Source organism: Paenarthrobacter nitroguajacolicus, from assembly GCF_031455195.1.
Taxonomy (GTDB): domain Bacteria; phylum Actinomycetota; class Actinomycetes; order Actinomycetales; family Micrococcaceae; genus Arthrobacter; species Arthrobacter nitroguajacolicus_D.
The window spans coordinates 128061-145664 of sequence record NZ_JAVDSH010000009.1; the positions used below are offsets into that span (position 1 = coordinate 128061).

The window sequence follows — 17604 nt, forward strand, 5'->3', positions numbered from 1 at the left end:
CCTCCTTGCTCAGTTGGTGCAAGCTTGTGGAGTTCTCTACAACGTGGCAGTGATCTCGCTTACACTCGTTCTGAATCGATACAATAGCGGCAATAAGGAATGTGGGCAAGCGTTTTCCAAAGAACGCGTTTTGACCGATATTCTGCATGCATACGTTCAGCAGCACCCGCAACAGTTCGGCCAACCTGACGAAGGAGTCCCCTTGACCTCCCCCTCAATTCCCCGCAGCCCCTCGGTCTGGAACAGCATTGGCGGCCTCGCTTACGGTGGCGACTACAACCCCGAACAATGGCCTCGTGACGTCAGGCTCGAAGACATTGAGCTCATGAAGGAAGCCGGCGTCAACTTCCTCAGCGTGGGCATCTTCTCCTGGGGCCTACTGGAACCCAGTGAAGGCAACTACGATTTCGGGTGGCTGGACGAGGTTATGGACAACCTCCACGGAGCCGGCATCAAGGTAGCCCTCGCCACGGCCACCGCTTCACCGCCGGCCTGGCTGGTCCGCAAGTACCCGGAAATCCTTCCCGTCACGGCGGAAGGCACCCGACTGGAGCGCGGATCGCGACGCCACTACACGCCGTCGTCCGCTGTTTACCGCCGGTATGCCACTGGGATAACGCGCGTGATCGCCGAGCGCTATAAGGACCACCCCGCGCTGGCGCTCTGGCACGTGGACAACGAACTCGGCTGCCACGTTGGCGAGTTCCACGGCGAAGAAGACGCCGCTGCTTTCCGCGCCTGGCTGGAACGCCGTTACGGCACCATCGAAGACCTGAACGAGGCCTGGGGAACGGCATTCTGGTCCCAGCACTACGCCTCATTCGAAGAGATCATCCCACCCGGAGCGGCCCCCACCACGCTCAATCCGGGCCAGCAACTGGACTTCGTCCGATTCAATTCGTGGGCATTCATCGACTACTACCGCGAACTGCTGGCCGTGATACGCGACGTCACTCCGAACGTACCGGCCACCACCAACTTCATGGTCTCCAGCGCAACGAAAACCCTGGACTACTTCGACTGGTCCAAGGACATGGATGTCATCGCCAACGACCACTACCTGGTGGCGGCAGACCCTGAGCGCAACATCGAACTCGCCTTCAGCGCCGACCTCACCCGTGGCGTGGCGGGCGGAGATCCGTGGATCCTGATGGAACACTCGACGTCGGCGGTCAACTGGCAGCCGCACAACCAGCCCAAAATGCCCGGTGAAATGCTCCGGAACTCACTGGGGCATGTGGCCCGCGGCGCAGACGGGGTGATGTTCTTCCAGTGGCGCCAAAGCAAGGCGGGCTCCGAGAAATTCCACTCGGCCATGGTTCCGCACGCCGGCCGCGACACCCAGGTGTGGCGGAACGTCGTGGAACTCGGCGATGCCCTGGACAAGCTCGAACCTGTCAAGGGATCCCGGGTGGAATCGCGCGTTGCGATCGTCTTTGATTACGAGGCCTGGTGGGCTTCCGAACTGGACTCGCACCCGAACAACTCCCTGAAATACCTCGATACGATGCGTGCTTTCCACCGCTCCCTGTACCTGCGCGGAGTGACTGCGGACTTCGTCCACCCCTCCGGCGACCTGTCCGGATACGACCTCATCCTGGTCTGCACGCTCTACTGCGTGACGGACGCCGCGGCGGCCTCGATCGCTGCGGCCGCCGAGGGTGGCGCTACCGTCCTGATCAGCTACTTCAGTGGCATCGTCGACGAACGCGACCATGTTCGGCTCGGCGGTTACCCGGGCGCTTTTCGGGAACTGCTGGGCGTCCGCAGCGAGGAATTCCATCCGCTTTTCCCAGGCGCTTCGGTCACGCTGAGCGATGGAGCAGTTGGCACGGTCTGGAGTGAACACGTCTCTGCGGGCGCCACTACGGAGGTCCTGGCCACGTTCACCGACTACCCGCTCGACGGCGTCCCTGCACTGACCAGGCGCACCGTAGGCAACGGTTCGGCCTGGTACCTCGCAACGCTTCCCGACGCCGGTGGCATCGACGCACTGACCACCCGCCTGATCGAAGAAGCAGGGGTGAATGCCGTGACCGAGGTTTCTCCCGGCGTCGAACTCACGCGGCGGCGTGCCGAAAACGGCCGCACCTTCCTGTTCGCCATCAACCACAGCCGCGAGGACCAACCCGTCAAGGCCGACGGCGAGGAACTGATCAGCGGGGCCCGCTTCTCTGGCGTAGTTCCCGCCGGCGGCGTGGCCGTCATCGCGGAGGACTAAACCCAACCGGGGGACACAAAAAACCGCGCCCCGGGCGGATCACGAATGATCGCCCGGGGCGCGGTTCCTTGATAAAACTAGCTGATGGCGGACTTCATTTCGTCCACGGCCTTCTTGCCTGCCTCGTCAGTCGAGAGCCTGTTGAAGAGGACCTCGGAGGTGTACCTCTTGACGATTTCCTGGATGGCGCCGGCACCCTTCGGCGGTGCTGCCGGAGCATCCCCGAGCTCGCCCTTGATCTGGTCGATGAAGCTCACTACCTTGACGTCGGCCTTGGCGAGCTTGGGTGCGATAGCCTCACGGACATCAGAGTTCGGGTAGACGCCGCGGTCCGCGAGGAGGGCTTCGCCGGCCTTGACGTTGTTGGTCAGGAAGTCGATGAACTTCGCTGTTTCTTCAGGGTGCTTGGTGCGGGACGATGCGGACCAGAACTGGGAGGCCTTGTACCAAAGCTTGGCGTCGGCAGCCTTGCCGGTCTTGGACGGGAAGCGCAGGATCTGCAACTCGCCGCCAGCCGCCTTCTCGAGGGCCGGAAGCTGGTTGGACCACCAGAAGGCGAGACCGTTCTTGCCGGTTGCAAGGCCACTCTGGTCCAGCGGCGCAGCTTCGGCTTCAACTACCTCCGAGGCCGACGGGACTGCCTTCTTCTCGCTCAGTTCCTTCAGAAAGCTCCACCACTCGGCAATGTCCGAGGGCTCGAAGCCCAGTTTGCCGTCCTCGGTGTAGAGGGACTTGCCGTTCTGCCGGAGCCACACTCCGAGGGAAGCTTCATCGGTTCCGTACGCTGCAGCGCCATAGGTACCCTTGGGCGACTTGGCGGTGACCTCGGCAGAGATGCGTTCAAAGTCTTCCCAGGTCCAGGTCTTGTCGTCCGGCAGGGCCACGCCTGCTGCCTGGAATACGGCCGGATTGGCCAGGATGGTCGCAGCGTTGATGCCTGCCGCGATACCGGTCAGGCCCTTCTCGCTCTTACCCGCATCCAAGGCGGCCGCGTCCAGCTTGGATGTATCGATCTTGTACTTGGAGAGGTCCAGCAGTGCGCCACGAGTGGAGTACTCGGTAATGTACTTCTCGTCCATCTGAATGATGTCCGGGGCGTCATTGGCGGCAACCTGGGTGGCCAGTTTGTCCCAGTAGCCGCTCCAGTCTCCATACTCGGGCTTGATCTTGATGTTGGGGTTTTCGGCTTCGAAGGCCGCGATGGCTGCCTGGGTTACCTGGGCCCGCTTGTCGCCGCCCCACCAGGCGAAGCGAAGCTCCACTTTTCCGTCGGCGCTCTTGGCTTCCGAACCGCCACCGCAGGCGGTGAGCGCCAGGACCGCGGCGGCCGTTGCCGCGACGAGGGCCGAGGCGCGGAGCCTGCGCTTGGTTCGGCGGGGGGCTCCTGTTGTTGCGAGGGCGACTGCTTCACCCTTGGGTTGTGCGGGCACTGTTGTCTCCGATCTTCATTGATCCTGATGCGATGTGGGAAAGCGTTTTCTTAGTTGTGATTATGATACGAGTCACATTCTTGTATTACAAGATAGCGACTTGTATTAGTTGCTGGGAAATTACGACGGCCGGCCTACTTGATACCGGTGGTGGCGATGCCCTTGATGAGGAATCGCTGGCCGAACAGGAACACCAGGAACACCGGGAACAACGACACGATGGACATGGCGAAGAGTGATCCCCAGCTGGTTGCGGACTGCGAATCGACGAAGGCGCGCAGTGCAACGGGGACTGTGAACATGTCCGGATCCGTCAGGTAGATCAGGGCTCCGAAGAAGTCGTTCCACGTCCAGATGAACGTGAAGATGGTGGTGGTGGCCAAGGCCGGGACCATCAGGGGCAGGATCACGCGGAGGAAGATCCGCGGGTGTCCGGCGCCGTCGATGCGGGCCGCCTCGTCAAGCTCCTTTGGAATGCCGCGGATGAACTGGACCATGAGGAACACGAAGAACGCATCGGTGGCCAGGAGCTTGGGAACGATGAGGGGCCAGAAGGTGTTCACCCAGCCGATCTGGGAGAACAGGATGTACTGGGGCACGATCACCACGTGGAAGGGCAGCATGATGGTCAGCAGCATGATGCCGAAGAACAGCTTCTTGCCGGTGAACTGCAACCGGGCGAACGCATAGGCGGCCATGGAGCACGAGACCAGGTTGCCCACGATCGAGCCCAAAACCACAATCGCCGAGTTGATCATGTAGTGCCCGAACGGGTGGGTCAGGGCGGACCATCCGTCGGTGTAGTTGGTCATGTCCAGACTGTTCAGCCAGAGACCGGGTTCGCGGAAGATGAGGTCGTTGGGCCGCAGGGAAGAAACCACCATCCACAGGAGCGGGTAGATCATGACAAGCCCCACCACGATCAGGATGGCGTGCTTGACCAGCCCCTTGATGCGGGCACTACGGCTGAAGGCCAGGTTTCCCGGCGATTCGCGGCGGCGCGGAGCCTTGCCCGGCTCGGTGGTTTTTGCTGCGGGAAGGCTCTGGAGTTTAGTCATCGTAGAACACCCAATACTTTGAAGCGATGAAGTTGATGGCGGTGAAGACGCCGATGATGACCAGCAGGACCCAGGCCATCGCTGAGGCGTAGCCCATGTCGAACTGGCCGAAGCCCTTTTGATACAGGTACAGCGTGAAGAACATGGTGGAGTCGGACGGTCCGCCGTTGCCGCCGGAGACGATGAACGCCTGCGTGAACGACTGGAACGAACCAATGATCTGGAGCACCAGGTTGAAGAAGATGATGGGGCTCAGCAACGGGAGGGTGATCCGCCAGAACCTCTGGAGGGTGGTGGCGCCGTCAACTTCCGCGGCTTCGTAGTACATGTTGGGGATCTGGCGCAGGCCGGCCAGGAAGATGATCATCGGAGCGCCAAACGTCCACACATGCAGGAGGATGATCGAGCCAAGAGCTGTGCTGGGATCCGAAATCCAGCCGGGTCCTTCGATGCCCACCATGGCCAGGACCTGGTTAACCAGGCCCGTGGTGCCGAAGATCTGCTTCCAGAGGATGGCAACGGCGACGGAACCACCAAGGAGGGACGGCAAGTAGAAGATGGAGCGGTAGAACGGCAGGCCGCGAAGACCCTTGTCCAGGACCAGCGCGATCAGCAGGGCCACTGCCAACTGCAGGGGAACACCCACCAGTACATAGGTGAAGGTGACCCGCAATGAGTTGTGGAGGCGGGCGTCGCCGAACATCCGGACGAAGTTGTCCAGGCCCACCCATTCCGGAGGCTGCAGGAGGTTGTAGTCCGTGAAGGACAGGTACAACGACATCAGCATGGGGCCCACCGTGATGGCAACCAAGCCAACGAGCCAAGGAAGAAGGAAGATGTAGGCCGCTTTGTTGTCGCGGCCGTTGGCCTTCTTCTCCTCCTTGGTCATGGGGCCCTTGCGGCGGGTCATCGTTGAGAGTTCACCAATGGCACTCATGGATTCCCCCTCTCCGGACCGCGAACGCCCTGCGGCGTCCCCGTGTGTACTACAGCGGCCATGTGGTCTCCTTTGGTCATCGTGGCCATCCACGGAGTTCGAGTCTGTTGATGCTTGCCTTCCGGGATGCCGTCGATCTTCCGGCACTCCCCTGAGTTACCGGGATTGGCTCCCGATGTTCAGCGGCTCCGTACCAAAGTAAACGTTTTCTTGACCCATGTACAGCCTTTTGCTAATTTTTGAGAAAGCGTTTTCTTACGAAGCCGCCAGCATCGATTTCCCACGCTGAAGAAGCCCGGCGTGCGCCTCCGCACACCCTCCCGCATCGATAAGGCAGGACACCATTGTCAACCAACCCCAGCGCCTGCCATGACTCCCGCTGACATGACCGGAACTGCTTTTCGTCCGAGTGCGCTGGCCGGGTATGAGGACTGGCCAGGCTACGCGCCACACTTTCACCGGGCCGGGTCGGCCACCGCCCAGGAACTCAGCGACGTGCTTGGCATACCGGCTGTCGTCCCGGACCTTGGATACACGATCCACTCGGAAACAGCGCACGACGACGTCATCACCACCCGGCTGTCCTGGCAGTTGGGCTTCGGGCCGAGGACGTCCGCGTGGCTCGTGCGCCCAGCCCACAGCACCGGCCCGCTGCCGGGACTCCTCGCGATGCACTGCCACGCCGGCATCAAGTCGTATGGCGCCGAACGGCTCGTGAAGCTTCCTGCCGGGGTCGAAGACCACGACGCCGATAGCCCTTTCCCGGGTGGATTCGGCCCCGTGCCGCCAGGGTTGCAGGCGAAGCTCTACGGCGGCCGGGCCCTTGCCACCTGGTTGGCCCTACAGGGCTTCGCGGTCCTTGCCCATGACGCCTTCATGTGGGGCAGTCGTCGTTTCGGGCTCGATCCCCTGCCCTTCCGCTCTGCCACAGCGGTAAGCGGCCAGCAGTCGCTCTGGCGGGAGGCCGGCGTCGAACCTTCCGCGTCGGCGCTCTACGACGCCGCGGCCGCCGCCCACGAGGAAACCGTAGCGAAAGCTGCGACGCTGCTGGGCAGCAGCGTCGCCGGGACGGTGGCCCATGACGACCTCGCGGCGCTGGACATCCTCTCCTCGCTCCCGGGAGTGGACCAACACAGGATCGGGTGCCTCGGCTTTTCCGGCGGCGGCGGGCGGGCGATGCTGCTCGCGGCCCTCGATTCCAGAATTCGCAGCTACGTGGTGACGTGCATGATGACCACGTTCGCCTCGCTGTTGCCGTCGTACCTGGATGCGCACTCCTGGTTGCTGCACTCCCCCGGCCTCGCCCAGCTGGGCGACTGGCCGCACCTTGCCGCCCGGTCCAGTGCACGCGCGCTGGTCCAGTACGCCCTCGATGACCAGCTCTTCCCGGAACAAGGAATGGGCGACGCCCACGCCCATCTCTCCAGCGCACTACCGGAGCTGTACACCGGTACTTTCTGGCAGGAACCACACGTCTTCAGCAGAGCCATGCAAGACGAGGCAGCAGCTTTCCTCACCGAGGCCCTGCAGTTATCGGCCACCAAAACAACCCACGAACCTGACCCCGCTAGGACAGCATCATGACGCAACAATTGGCCACCACAACAGCGGAGGGCCCAACACGACTTCCCCGCGTCGCACTGGTGGGTGTGCACGGCTTCGGCGAACGGCACCTGGAGAACCTGGATCGGCTGAGTGCTGCAGGCGCCTTGGAGCTGGTGGCAGTCGCCGATCCGAACCCACCGGCCAAGGACACACTCGAACCGGGCGTGGATGTCTACGCCTCGCTCGACGAACTCCTGGCCGCCGGAGTGGCCCCCGACGTCGTCATTATCTCCACGCCCATCCAGACCCACGCGCCGTTGGCCATTGCTGCACTCAACGCCGGAGCCAACGTGTACCTCGAGAAACCGCCGGTGGCCTCCATGGTGCAGTACCGGGAAGTCATGGCGGCGGCCGCGAGCGCCGGCCGCCTGGTCCAGGTAGGGTTCCAGAGCCTGGGTTCGGACGCCCTCCCCGCGATCGAAGCACTGGTGGGGGCCGGTGCCATCGGAGAGGTGCGAGGCATCAGCGCCACGGGCTTGTGGCTCCGGACCAAGGCTTATTTCAAACGGTCCCGATGGGCCGGCAAGCGCAGCCTGAACGGTACGGACGTGGTGGACGGAGTGGCCACCAACGCCTTGGCGCACGCAGTGGCCACCGGGTTGTGGCTGGCCGGGGCAAGGACCGTAGCGGATGTCGAATCCGTGGACACCGATCTTTACCGTGCCAACGACACCCAGAGTGACGACACCTCCGTGGTGCGGGTACGCACCACCCGCGGCACGGTGCTGACGTGTGCACTGACGCTGTGCGCGCCGGAGCAGTCCGCACCGTCGGTCACCGTGTACGGCACCGAGGGCCAGCTGACCCTCTTCTACACGGAGGATCGGTTGGAGATCACCACGCCTGGGGGCGTCCGGACTGAGACGTTTGGGCGGAAGGATCTCCTGGAGAACCTTCTTGCCGCACGCAACCCCAAGGACCTGCTCAGCCCTCTCGGTGGGGTTGGCGCCTACGTGTCAGTGCTCGAAGCCATCCGGACAGCGGACTCGCCCCGAGCGATCCACCCCGACTTCATCACGTGGGACGGCGACGGCGACGCCGCCCACCCCGTGGTGCACGGTATCGAGTCCCTGATCCGTCGCGCTGCCTTGGGGCATGCCACCTTCGCCGAGCTCGGAGCGCCGTGGACTGCAGCAGGTGGTCCGGCGTTGGAGATCGACGGCGCTCCCGTCGCTACCGTCCAGGACGGGACCCGCATCAGGCCAACCTCGTCCCCCCGCCCCTATCTGCACCCGGTGCGGACCCTTGCCGGCACTGTAGTCACCGACCACATCCCGGAAGACCACGTGTGGCACCTTGGCGCAGGTGTTGCCATCCAGGACGTGGATGGCGTCAACTTCTGGGGCGGCCGGACCTACACCCGCGACGCCGGCGCGTACGTCTGGCGCAAGGACCATGGCCGCATCGTCACCGGATCCGCGGAGCACAGTAACGGGCAGCGGCGCGAACAGCTGGGCTGGATAGGGCCCGACGGCACCCGGCTGCTCCGCGAACAGCGCGAGTGGCGCTGGGCCGCCGTCGGGAATTCAACGTGGAAGCTGACGCTCGATTTCACGCTTGAGTCAGCCACCGGTCATCCGGTCTTCCTGGGCAGCCCCGGTTCCAACGGGCGGCCGCAGGGCGGTTACGGCGGTTTCTTTTGGCGCTTGCCCAAGGTCAGCGACGCGACCATCTGGACTCCGGACGCCCGCGGCGAGGACGCCGTGCACGGCAGCGTGGCGCCGTGGTTGGCGTGGTCGGGAACGTTCGACGCCGGAACCTCCGGCGCCGCGCACGTCACCGGAGACCCCGGTTTGGGCCACCCGGCAACACTCGTCTTCCTTGCCTCACCACAGGCGCCGGACCCATGGTTCGTGCGGCATTCGGGCTATCCCGGCGTCGGATTGTCGTTGGCCTGGGATGCCCCGGTGCCCACCGAACCCGGGAACCCTGTCCACAGGACCGTCACGGTGCTCATCACGGACGGCTTCCTGGCAACACAAGACATTGAACAGCTCATCACTACCTTGGGGGAATCGGCATGACCACGCCAATACAGTCCACAACGCCCACCACAGCACTTACCGCCCCCGGCAACGTAGCCGACCGGGCAGTGAAACGCCGCCGCGTGCTGGACATCCTGGACGCCGCGGGCCGGGACTCGCTCCTGCTCACCACCAACACCGCGCTCACCTGGTACCTGGACGGCAGCCGGATGCACATCAGCCTCGCCGGCGATCCCATTGCCGCCCTCCTGGTGGACCGCTCCGGCGACCACCTGGTGACATTCAACAATGAGGCCGGGCGGATCGCCGGTGAGGAATTGCCGGAAGGGGTTAGCCTGTCCACCGTTCCGTGGTACGGCCAACTGCATGCCGCGGCCGCGGGACTGGCCATCGACGGGAACCCGTTGGTGGAAGCGGCCGTGACCACCGAACTGCGGGCGGCCCGCCAGCAGCTCTTGCCAGCCGAGTCCGCCCGCTACGCTGCACTATCGGCGGATGCTGCGGCTGCCATGACCGAAGTCCTCACCGCAGCGACCCCCCAAACCACCGAATTCCAGCTGGTCTCGGCGCTTGCCGCCAGGATCGTCGCGGCTGGGGCCGAGCCTTTGGTCCTGCTCTGCAACGGTGCCGGCCGGAGCGACTTCCGCCACCCCTTGGCAACACACTCTCCCATAGGCCGCCGCGCCATGGTGGTGGTGTGCGCACGCCGGAACGGCTTAGTCGCCAACGTCACCCGTTGGGTGGCGTTCGACGCCGGCTCAGCGCAGGAGCTCGACGCCGAGGCCCGCATCGCAGCCGTTGAGGCCGACATCTTCCGTGCCACAGTCCCCGGGGCACAGCTCAACGAGGTCTTCGCCGAGATCAAGACTGCATACGCGCGGCACGGATTCGGCGACGATCAATGGACCCTCCACCACCAGGGCGGGCCCGCTGGGTATGCAGGCCGGGACCCCCGCGTCACCGCTGACGTCACGGATGCTGTGGTGCTCAACCAGCCCTTCACGTGGAACCCTTCGGGGCCCGGGGTCAAGATCGAGGACACGGTGCTGCTCACGGATTCCGGCCTGCGCGTGCTGACCGTAGACGACCGTTGGCCGACCACCCTGGTGGAGGGCCGCCGTCGTCCTTTGACCATGCGCCTGTAACCGGGCCTGCACTCTATCCGCACCAACACGAAAGGGGCGGGTCACCATCACGGTGACCCGCCCCTTCTGCGTGTGCCTAGCCAACCAGGGTGAGCACACCGTCCACGCGACGCGGGATACCAAGCGGGTTGGCGTCGTGCAGGGCTGGGTGCAGCACGCTCTCAGGCGCATCCTGGTAGGCCACCGGGCGCTGGAAACGACGCACCGCCGTGGCACCCACTGAGGTGAACAACGACGTCGTGGCCGGGTACGGGCCACCGTGCTGTTGGGCCCAGTTCACGGCAACACCGGTGGGCCAGCCATCGAACAGGACCCGGCCGGCCAGGGTGCTGAGCTGCTCTACCAAGCTGGAGACATTCTCGCCGGGCTGGGCGTGCACCGTGCCGGTGAGGCTCCCCGGCACCTTCGCGAGGGCTGCCGACAGCTCCTCTTGGTTCGCGTATTCGATGAGCAGAGTGGTGGGGCCGAAGCACTCCTCCAGCAGTTCATCCGGGCGTTCCAGTACGTTGGCGGCACTGGTGGAGAACACCACGGGCGCGGCACCGTCGGCCAGGCTGTCCTGCTGGACCGTGCCACTGACGACGGCGACACCCGGTTGGTCCGCGACGCTGCGCAGCCCGTCCGGGTAAGCCTCGGCGATGCGCTCGGTAAGCATGGCAGCCGTGGGCTTGTCCTTGCTCGCCTCAGCCAGTTGTGACGCGAAATCGGTGCCTGCAGGGATAAAGACCAGTCCGGGCTTGGTGCAGAACTGGCCCGCGCCCATGGTGAAGGAACCAGCCAAGCCCGCAGCGAGCTGCTGGCCACGCTCGGCCAGGGCATCCGCGGTGATGACCACCGGGTTCAGGCTGCCCAGCTCACCGTAGAACGGGATGGGTTCCGGGCGGGACGTGGCGAGGTCGAACAGTGCCCGGCCACCGGGAATGGAGCCGGTGAATCCCACCGCTTTGATGGCCGGGTCCTGGACGAGGGCTGTTCCGGCCTCGCGGCCACTGACCAGTGCGAAGATGCCGTCCGGGGCCCCGGCCTTGGCCAGGGCTTCCGTGACGATCTCCGCGGTCCGCTCGCTCAGGCGCAAGTGACCTGAGTGGGCCTTGACGATCACCGGGCAGCCGACGGCCAATGCGGACGCGGTGTCGCCTCCCGCCACGGAGAAGGCGAACGGAAAGTTCGACGCCGAGAACACCGCCACCGGTCCGATCGGACGCAGGATGCGGCGAAGGTCGGGCTTGGGCGGGGTGGCCGTCGGGTCTGCGTGATCGATGACGGCCTCAAGGTAGGAGCCCTCGGTGATCACTGTGGCGAACAACCTGAGCTGTCCACTGGTCCTCGCTACCTCGCCGGTGAGCCGGACGGTGCCCAGGCTTGTCTCTGAATCGGCGATGGCCACCAGCTCGGTGACGTTGGCGTCCAAAGCGTCGGCGACGGCGGTCAGCCAGGCCGCGCGTTCGGCGTCGGAAGCAGCTGCGGTCACTTTCGCTGCCGCGGTGGCTGCGGAGGTGATGGCGGTCAGGTCAAGAGTTGCTGTACTCAATGCGGTTTCCTTTGCTCTGAGGTTCTGGGCTGTCAGCAACCGGCGGTGGTGTCTGGCCGGTGAATTCGAGGCCAAGGCCCGTACGGCTTGTACTGCTGAGCCTGCTGTTGTGGATGCGTACCGGGGAGGGCCCGGCCAGGATGCCGAGCTGCTCGAACGAGGCATCTTCCACGTCCTCCACGCTGACGGCGTCAGCCAAGGTGAGGGCCAACTGTCCGGAAAGCTCCGGAAGCAGGTGCGGTGCCACCCTGATGCTGTTGGCCCGGGCCAGCTCAACGATCCTGCGGAACGGGGTAATGCCACCCACCCGGACAATGTTGGGCTGGATGATGTCTACCGCTTCGGCTTCGATGAAGTCGCGGAAGCGGTAGATGGTGTGGACGTTCTCGCCCAGGGCTATGGGCACCGGTGACTGCTTGCGCAGGCGGCGGTAGGCCCAGAGGTCGTCGGCGCGGATCGGTTCTTCCAGCCATTCCAGTCCGTACTCCCCCAAAACATCCAAGGCACGGAAGGTATGGGCCAGGTCCCAACGCTGGTTGGCGTCAATCATGAGCAACCGGTCCGGGCCAATGACCTTCCGAACGGCTGCGACGCGCTCGGCGTCTTCCCTGAGTTCGGGCTTGCCAACCTTGATCTTCACCGCGTTATGTCCGGCAGCAACCCATCGTCGGGCCTGTTCCACCAGCTGCTCCAGGGTGTAATGAAGATTCACTCCGGAGCCGTAAACCTCCACCGATTCCCGGCGTTGGCCCAACAACCCGGTCACGGAGGTCTCGGCCTGCCGGGCCTTCAGATCCCACAGGGCCAGGTCCACACCGGCCATGGCGATGGTGGTCAGGCCGCCACCGCCAGCTTCGTGCAGCCGCTTCCAGAGCTGGTCCCAGACAATGTCCGCGTTCGCTTCCAAACCGACAATGAACGGTGCGATGTCGTGGTCCAGGAGGGCTTTGACCGCTTGGGGACCGATGGTAGGCGTCCACGAGAAGCCATGGCCCGTGCCGCCGTCGTCCGTAGTCAGTTCGGTGACGATCACGTGGTTCTCTGGCGCCTCCGCACCCCAGCTGCGCAGCAGCGGGACCGTAATCAGCCGGGTGGCCAGGCCCGTGATGCGGGCCGCCATCAGCTGCCGGCCAGCTCGTGGCCCTTGGCCAGGATGGACTTGAGCTCCAGGAGTTGCTCCTCCGAGGGGTCAACCAGCGGCGGGCGGACGGGGCCGACCGGCAATCCGGCGAGGCGCAGTCCGGCCTTGATGAGGGAGACCCCGAAGCCCGGAGTCTGGTCACGGAGACGGACCAGCGGCGCATAGAAGCCCTCGAGCAACGCGTGGCGGCGTTCTTCGTCGCCGGAAACGTAGGCGTCGTAATAGGCCTTGGCGATTTCGGGGGCCATGGCAAACGCAGCCGAGGAGTACAAGGGAATGCCGAGGCCCCGGTAGGCGCCCTGGGTCAGTTCAGCTGTCAGCAGGCCGTTGAAGAGTGCGAAGTCCTTGCGTCCGCTCGCGTTGATGGCCGAGACGATTTCCTGGGCCAAGCCGACGTCGCCGATTCCGTCCTTGAAGCCAACCACCTTCGGGTTGGCGGTCAGGCGGGTGATGGCTTCGGCAGTGAATTTGGCGGTGCCGCGGTGGTACACGATCACCGGAAGGCTACTCGCGGCGGCGATGGCTTCGACGTACGCCACCACGCCATCCGTGGGGCCGGTGACCAGGTACGGCGGGAGCACCAGGAGTGCGTCCGCGCCGGCTTCCTCGGCCACCTTCGCGGCGGCGATGGCGTGGCCCAGCGGACCACCGGCACCGGAAACTACCGGCACGGCTCCCGCAACGGCCTCGACGGCGGCAGTAACCACCGCGCGGATCTCGTCAAGGGAGAGCGCATGGAATTCGCCGGTGCCGCAGGCCGGGAAAACGCCGCCCGGGCCGAAGGGAAGACGGGAGGTAATGTGCTCTTTCAGCAATGCCACATCTACGGTGCCGTCTTCAGCGAAGGGAGTGACGGGGAAGAACAGTACGCCGTCGAAGTTCATGGTGTCTCCTTGGTTGCTCCCGCCGGGACCAGGCCGGCGTGGATCTCGTCGTTGAGTGCTGCTTGTTCGGATGCTGCGGTGTCCGGGCCCTCGTAGGGCGGAGTGAGTTCGGTCCGCCACGTGCGCTCGGGCTCCCAGCCGAGGAGTTCGCGGGCCTTGTCAATGGAGAACGCGGGGCTGGTCCCGGTCAGGTGTTTGGTCAAGGGACCGCTGCCGGGGAGGAAACGTGGGAAGAGCTCTGCGAGGGGCGCGGTGGCCAAGGCATCCTTCGCGCCAACAAAGAACACCTCGCCGTTCGGAATCGAGTCCATCTTGTCCAGAAGCACGTCCAGGAAGTCGGCCACGTCCCGGGCATCCACGTAGTTGAACTGCGCGGGCGCCGAGAGGGCGGGATTGTCCAGGCGTTCGCGGACCGTGTGCCCCTGCTGCGTCAGGGCACCTTCCCACTCTTCGGGGGAAATCACATAGCACGGACGGAAGGCCGCATACCTGATCTTCTCGCCCTGGGCGGCCGCAAACATCTGTACGGTTTGTTCGGCGATCAGCTTGGACAGCGCATAGGCGTTCCATGGCTTGGGCGGCGTCTGCTCGTCCAAAGGGAACGACGGCGGCAGCCATCCGGCCGGTGAACCGTAGCCCAGGGCGGTGGGGCTGGACGCCGTCACGATCTTCGGGACGCCGGCGTCGGTGGCCGCACTGACCACCGCGTAGGCAAGCCTGGTGTTCGTGCTGAAGATGACGTCCTCGGGTGCGCTGAAAGGTACGGCGATAGCAGCGAGGTGGATGACGGCGTCGGGCGCTGTTTCGCGGATGAGGCGTTCCGCCTCCCCCGGCGCCAGGAGGTCTGCGGTGTATTGCTCGGCGCCTGCCGGCAGATACTCCGCCGGGACGGCGTCCCGGTCAACTGAGATCACCTTGTGGCCGGCCCCGGCGAGGCCGGCCACAACGCTGCGGCCAAGCCGGCCGGAACCGCCGGTGACAAAAATCCTGCTCATTCTCTGTTCCTTGCGTGGGTAGTGAGCCGGTCAGCCCTGGCTACGGCTGAGGTCGGCGCCGAGGCCAAGTTCGCTGATGCGGACGGGGAGGTCGGTCTCAAGGGACTGGTTGCCGGCGATGCCCACCGACACGGAACGGAGTCCATCGATGTAGCCGGACGGGCGGCCCAACGGGTCAATGCCGGGGCCGTTGAAGAGGTCGGAGAGCAGGAGGTTGTCGCCGCCGCCGTGGCCCCCTTCGCCGTTGATGATCGGGACTTCGTAGGCCGCTTCCCAGTGCCGCTGGACCACCAGGCGTTCGCCGTTGCGGCGCACAGCGTCCTCTTCTTCGACCGGTGTGGCGCTCGGGTCCACCACGGTCTTCTTGTCGGTACTGGATTCGACGGCGGCGCGTTCCACCACTTCGAGTTCGGCGCGGCCCTCGGTGCCGTTGACGGTGACGCGGTAGCCTTCCCACGGGCTGTGGGCGTTCAGCGAGTAACTCAGCGTGGGCCCACCCTGGTAGTCCACCACGAGGGCAAGGTTGTCCTCGATGGTGATGCCTTCGGTGAACACGTCCTGGTCTCGGAGGTAGCCGTCGAACTTCTCATTGTCGTAATACAAGGCCTTCAGTCGCTCGTCCTCGCGCATGTCCAGGAGGAAGGGATCGTGCTCAAGGCCGTCAACGGTGCCTCGCTCCGGACGGGCTCCCAAGCCGCGCTCTGCTGCGTTCTTGTCGCCGTAAAAGCGCAGGCCACCGGAGGCAAAAACGCGCTCCGGGACGTCGTTGATCCACCAGTTAACAAGGTCGAAGTGATGGGAGGCCTTGTGGATGAGCAGGCCACCGGAGTTCTTCTTTTCGCGGTGCCAGCGGCGGAAGTAGTCAGCGCCGTGCACCGTGTCCAGGACCCAGCTGAAGTCAATGGAGGTGACTTTGCCGATCACGCCGTTCTGGATGACTTCCTTCAGCGCACTGTTGCGCGGCGAGTAGCGGTAGTTGAAGGTAACCACAACGTTGCGGCCCGTCTTGGCCACGGCCTCGGTGATGCGGCGGCAGCCCTCAACGTCGATGGTGAGGGGCTTTTCAACCACGACGTCGGCGCCCGCCTCGAGTGCCTCCACAATGTAGTCCGCGTGGGTGTAATCGGGCGTGGTTACGATGACGCGCTCGATGCCGTTGGCTTGGATGAAGCTGGTGAGCTGTCCGGGCTCGAAGGAAGCCACGGGCTCTGTGCCGCCGAGCTCTTTGATGAGGTCCTGGTAGAACTGCACGCGGCCCTGGTTGACGTCGGACAGGGCAATAAGTTCAGCGACGTCCGCGTGCTGCCCGTAGATGGCCCGGATGTACATCTCGGAGCGGCCGCCGGTGCCGATGAGGGCAATCCGGGTTCGCTGGGGGCTTTCGTCCTGGACTGTGGTTGCGCCAGGTGCGGTCTGGGTCTCGGCTGAGTCGACGTTGACCATGGGGATGCCCCTTTCAAAGAGCAGGAGTGAACCGCTTGACGGCCCGGCTTCGTATGGGAAGAATCGTGAGAAAGCGTTTTCTCAGAGCGTTATAAGCTTTGTATCAAGACTCTGGTGGTCACGTCAACCATTGCTCCAACGACGGAGCAAACGGGAGGCGGCCAATGGGAAGGGGCCACATGGCACGCAGGAACACCAACAGACGCGTCGGGATCGCCGACGTCGCGGAGAAGGCGGGCGTCTCGCACGCCACCGTGTCACGCGTCATGAACGGTAACGCCGCCGTGGACCCTGGCATCGCCGCGCGCGTCCGGGCCGCAGCGGCCGAACTGAAGTACCAACCCAACCCGGTGGGCCGCAGCCTTGCACTGGGCAAGACAGACACCATCGGCATCGTGGTTCCGGACCTGGCCAACCCCACGTTCCAGGCCATCCTCCGCGGGCTCAGCATCGCAGCCGCGCAGGACGGGTATCGCGTCCTCATCGCCGATTCCTCCGAAGTCACCAGCGAAGAAGCGATCCTTGCCGGCGAGGCCCGGCGGCGCTGCGACGGCGTGGTCCTCTGCGCACCCCGAATGTCGGATGCCGAACTTGAGGAACTCGCTCCCACCCTGCATCCGCTGGTACTCATCAACCGAACCACAGTGGCTACCAATACGCCCAGTTTGAGCGTGGACTACGGCCAAGGGATACAGGAATTGGCCCAGCATTTGGTCTCCCTGGGCCACCAACGCCTGGCGTTCCTCTCCGGCCCCGAGCACAGCGCCTCAAACCGCCAACGCCTGGCAGGGCTTGATCAATTCCGCACCGGGCACCCGGACATAGAACTGCAAATGCTCGACGGCGGCTCCAACTTCGATTCCGGCCACGAATCCACCGAAGCCATCATCGCCAGCGGTGCCACGGGAATTTTGGCCTTTAACGACCTCGTTGCCATGGGGCTGCTCAGCGGCCTCCACGAACGCGGAGTGCGCGTGCCGGAAGACATCTCCGTGACCGGCTTCGACGACATCCCGTTCGCGAAATACACCACTCCCCCACTGACCACGGCAGCGGTGCCCATCAACGAGCTCGGAAGCCTGGCCTGGCGGCGCATGCGCGAACAGATCCAGCAGGCCGGAGAAGCTGCCACCCAGGCGCAGGATGAGTTCTCGCCCAGGGTGGAGATCCGCAAGAGTACCGCGGCGCCCGCCCTCAAGCCCGCCTCTTAAAGCAACGCGGGGTCACTT

General features: G+C 64.6%; 13 protein-coding genes. 5 read left to right on the plus strand and 8 right to left on the minus strand.

Annotated elements, in window-relative coordinates; translation table 11 throughout:
* Nucleotides 1-202: 202 nt before the first annotated feature.
* A complete protein-coding gene (locus J2Y68_RS17655; RefSeq protein WP_309995255.1) occupies nt 203-2221 on the plus strand; it encodes a beta-galactosidase in 2019 nt (672 codons plus the stop codon).
* Nucleotides 2222-2298: 77 nt separating this feature from the next.
* On the opposite strand, the gene J2Y68_RS17660 is transcribed toward J2Y68_RS17655, so the two are convergent.
* The 3 genes from J2Y68_RS17660 to J2Y68_RS17670 form a co-directional block, all read right to left on the minus strand.
* Nucleotides 2299-3651: an ABC transporter substrate-binding protein gene (locus J2Y68_RS17660; RefSeq protein ID WP_309995257.1), complete on the minus strand. Its 1353-nt coding sequence runs from the start codon at nt 3649-3651 to the stop codon at nt 2299-2301.
* A gap of 134 nt (nt 3652-3785) precedes the next feature.
* Nucleotides 3786-4709, minus strand: coding sequence for a carbohydrate ABC transporter permease (locus J2Y68_RS17665; RefSeq protein WP_223937269.1), 924 nt, complete (start codon nt 4707-4709; stop codon nt 3786-3788).
* On the minus strand, nt 4702-5646 hold the full coding sequence (locus J2Y68_RS17670) for a carbohydrate ABC transporter permease (RefSeq protein ID WP_211713445.1): 945 nt from the start codon (nt 5644-5646) through the stop codon (nt 4702-4704). The genes J2Y68_RS17665 and J2Y68_RS17670 overlap by 8 nt, the downstream gene beginning before the upstream one ends.
* A 369-nt stretch (nt 5647-6015) precedes the next feature.
* Between J2Y68_RS17670 and J2Y68_RS17675 the strand changes: the two genes are divergently transcribed.
* From J2Y68_RS17675 to J2Y68_RS17685, 3 genes are read left to right on the plus strand one after another with little or no spacing between them, the layout of a single operon-like run.
* Nucleotides 6016-7230, plus strand: coding sequence for an acetylxylan esterase (locus J2Y68_RS17675; protein ID WP_309995261.1), 1215 nt, complete (start codon nt 6016-6018; stop codon nt 7228-7230).
* Nucleotides 7227-9275: a DUF6807 family protein gene (locus tag J2Y68_RS17680; protein ID WP_309995263.1), complete on the plus strand. Its 2049-nt coding sequence runs from the start codon at nt 7227-7229 to the stop codon at nt 9273-9275. Before J2Y68_RS17675 ends, J2Y68_RS17680 begins: the two co-directional genes overlap by 4 nt.
* Nucleotides 9272-10381, plus strand: coding sequence for a M24 family metallopeptidase (locus tag J2Y68_RS17685; protein ID WP_309995265.1), 1110 nt, complete (start codon nt 9272-9274; stop codon nt 10379-10381). Before J2Y68_RS17680 ends, J2Y68_RS17685 begins: the two co-directional genes overlap by 4 nt.
* 76 nt (nt 10382-10457) lie before the next feature.
* Here J2Y68_RS17685 and J2Y68_RS17690 read toward each other — a convergent pair whose 3' ends face one another.
* Genes J2Y68_RS17690 through J2Y68_RS17710 form a run of 5 tightly spaced genes read right to left on the minus strand, consistent with a single transcriptional unit; the run spans nt 10458 to nt 16375 of the window.
* Nucleotides 10458-11912: an aldehyde dehydrogenase (NADP(+)) gene (locus tag J2Y68_RS17690; RefSeq protein WP_309995267.1), complete on the minus strand. Its 1455-nt coding sequence runs from the start codon at nt 11910-11912 to the stop codon at nt 10458-10460.
* Nucleotides 11893-13032 (minus strand): mandelate racemase/muconate lactonizing enzyme family protein, encoded by a 1140-nt coding sequence (locus J2Y68_RS17695; protein WP_309995269.1) that lies wholly within the window; start codon nt 13030-13032, stop codon nt 11893-11895. The genes J2Y68_RS17690 and J2Y68_RS17695 overlap by 20 nt, the downstream gene beginning before the upstream one ends.
* The gene (locus tag J2Y68_RS17700; RefSeq protein ID WP_309995270.1) at nt 13032-13937 is read right to left on the minus strand and encodes a 5-dehydro-4-deoxyglucarate dehydratase; all 906 of its coding nucleotides are present in this window, start codon (nt 13935-13937) and stop codon (nt 13032-13034) included. Before J2Y68_RS17700 ends, J2Y68_RS17695 begins: the two co-directional genes overlap by 1 nt.
* Complete coding sequence (locus tag J2Y68_RS17705; RefSeq protein WP_309995272.1) at nt 13934-14932, minus strand: NAD-dependent epimerase/dehydratase family protein; 999 nt, start codon at nt 14930-14932, stop codon at nt 13934-13936. The genes J2Y68_RS17700 and J2Y68_RS17705 overlap by 4 nt, the downstream gene beginning before the upstream one ends.
* 30 nt (nt 14933-14962) lie before the next feature.
* A complete protein-coding gene (locus J2Y68_RS17710) occupies nt 14963-16375 on the minus strand; it encodes a Gfo/Idh/MocA family protein (RefSeq protein WP_309995274.1) in 1413 nt (470 codons plus the stop codon).
* A gap of 179 nt (nt 16376-16554) precedes the next feature.
* Between J2Y68_RS17710 and J2Y68_RS17715 the strand changes: the two genes are divergently transcribed.
* On the plus strand, nt 16555-17586 hold the full coding sequence (locus J2Y68_RS17715) for a LacI family DNA-binding transcriptional regulator (RefSeq protein ID WP_309995276.1): 1032 nt from the start codon (nt 16555-16557) through the stop codon (nt 17584-17586).
* Nucleotides 17587-17604 lie beyond the last annotated feature (18 nt).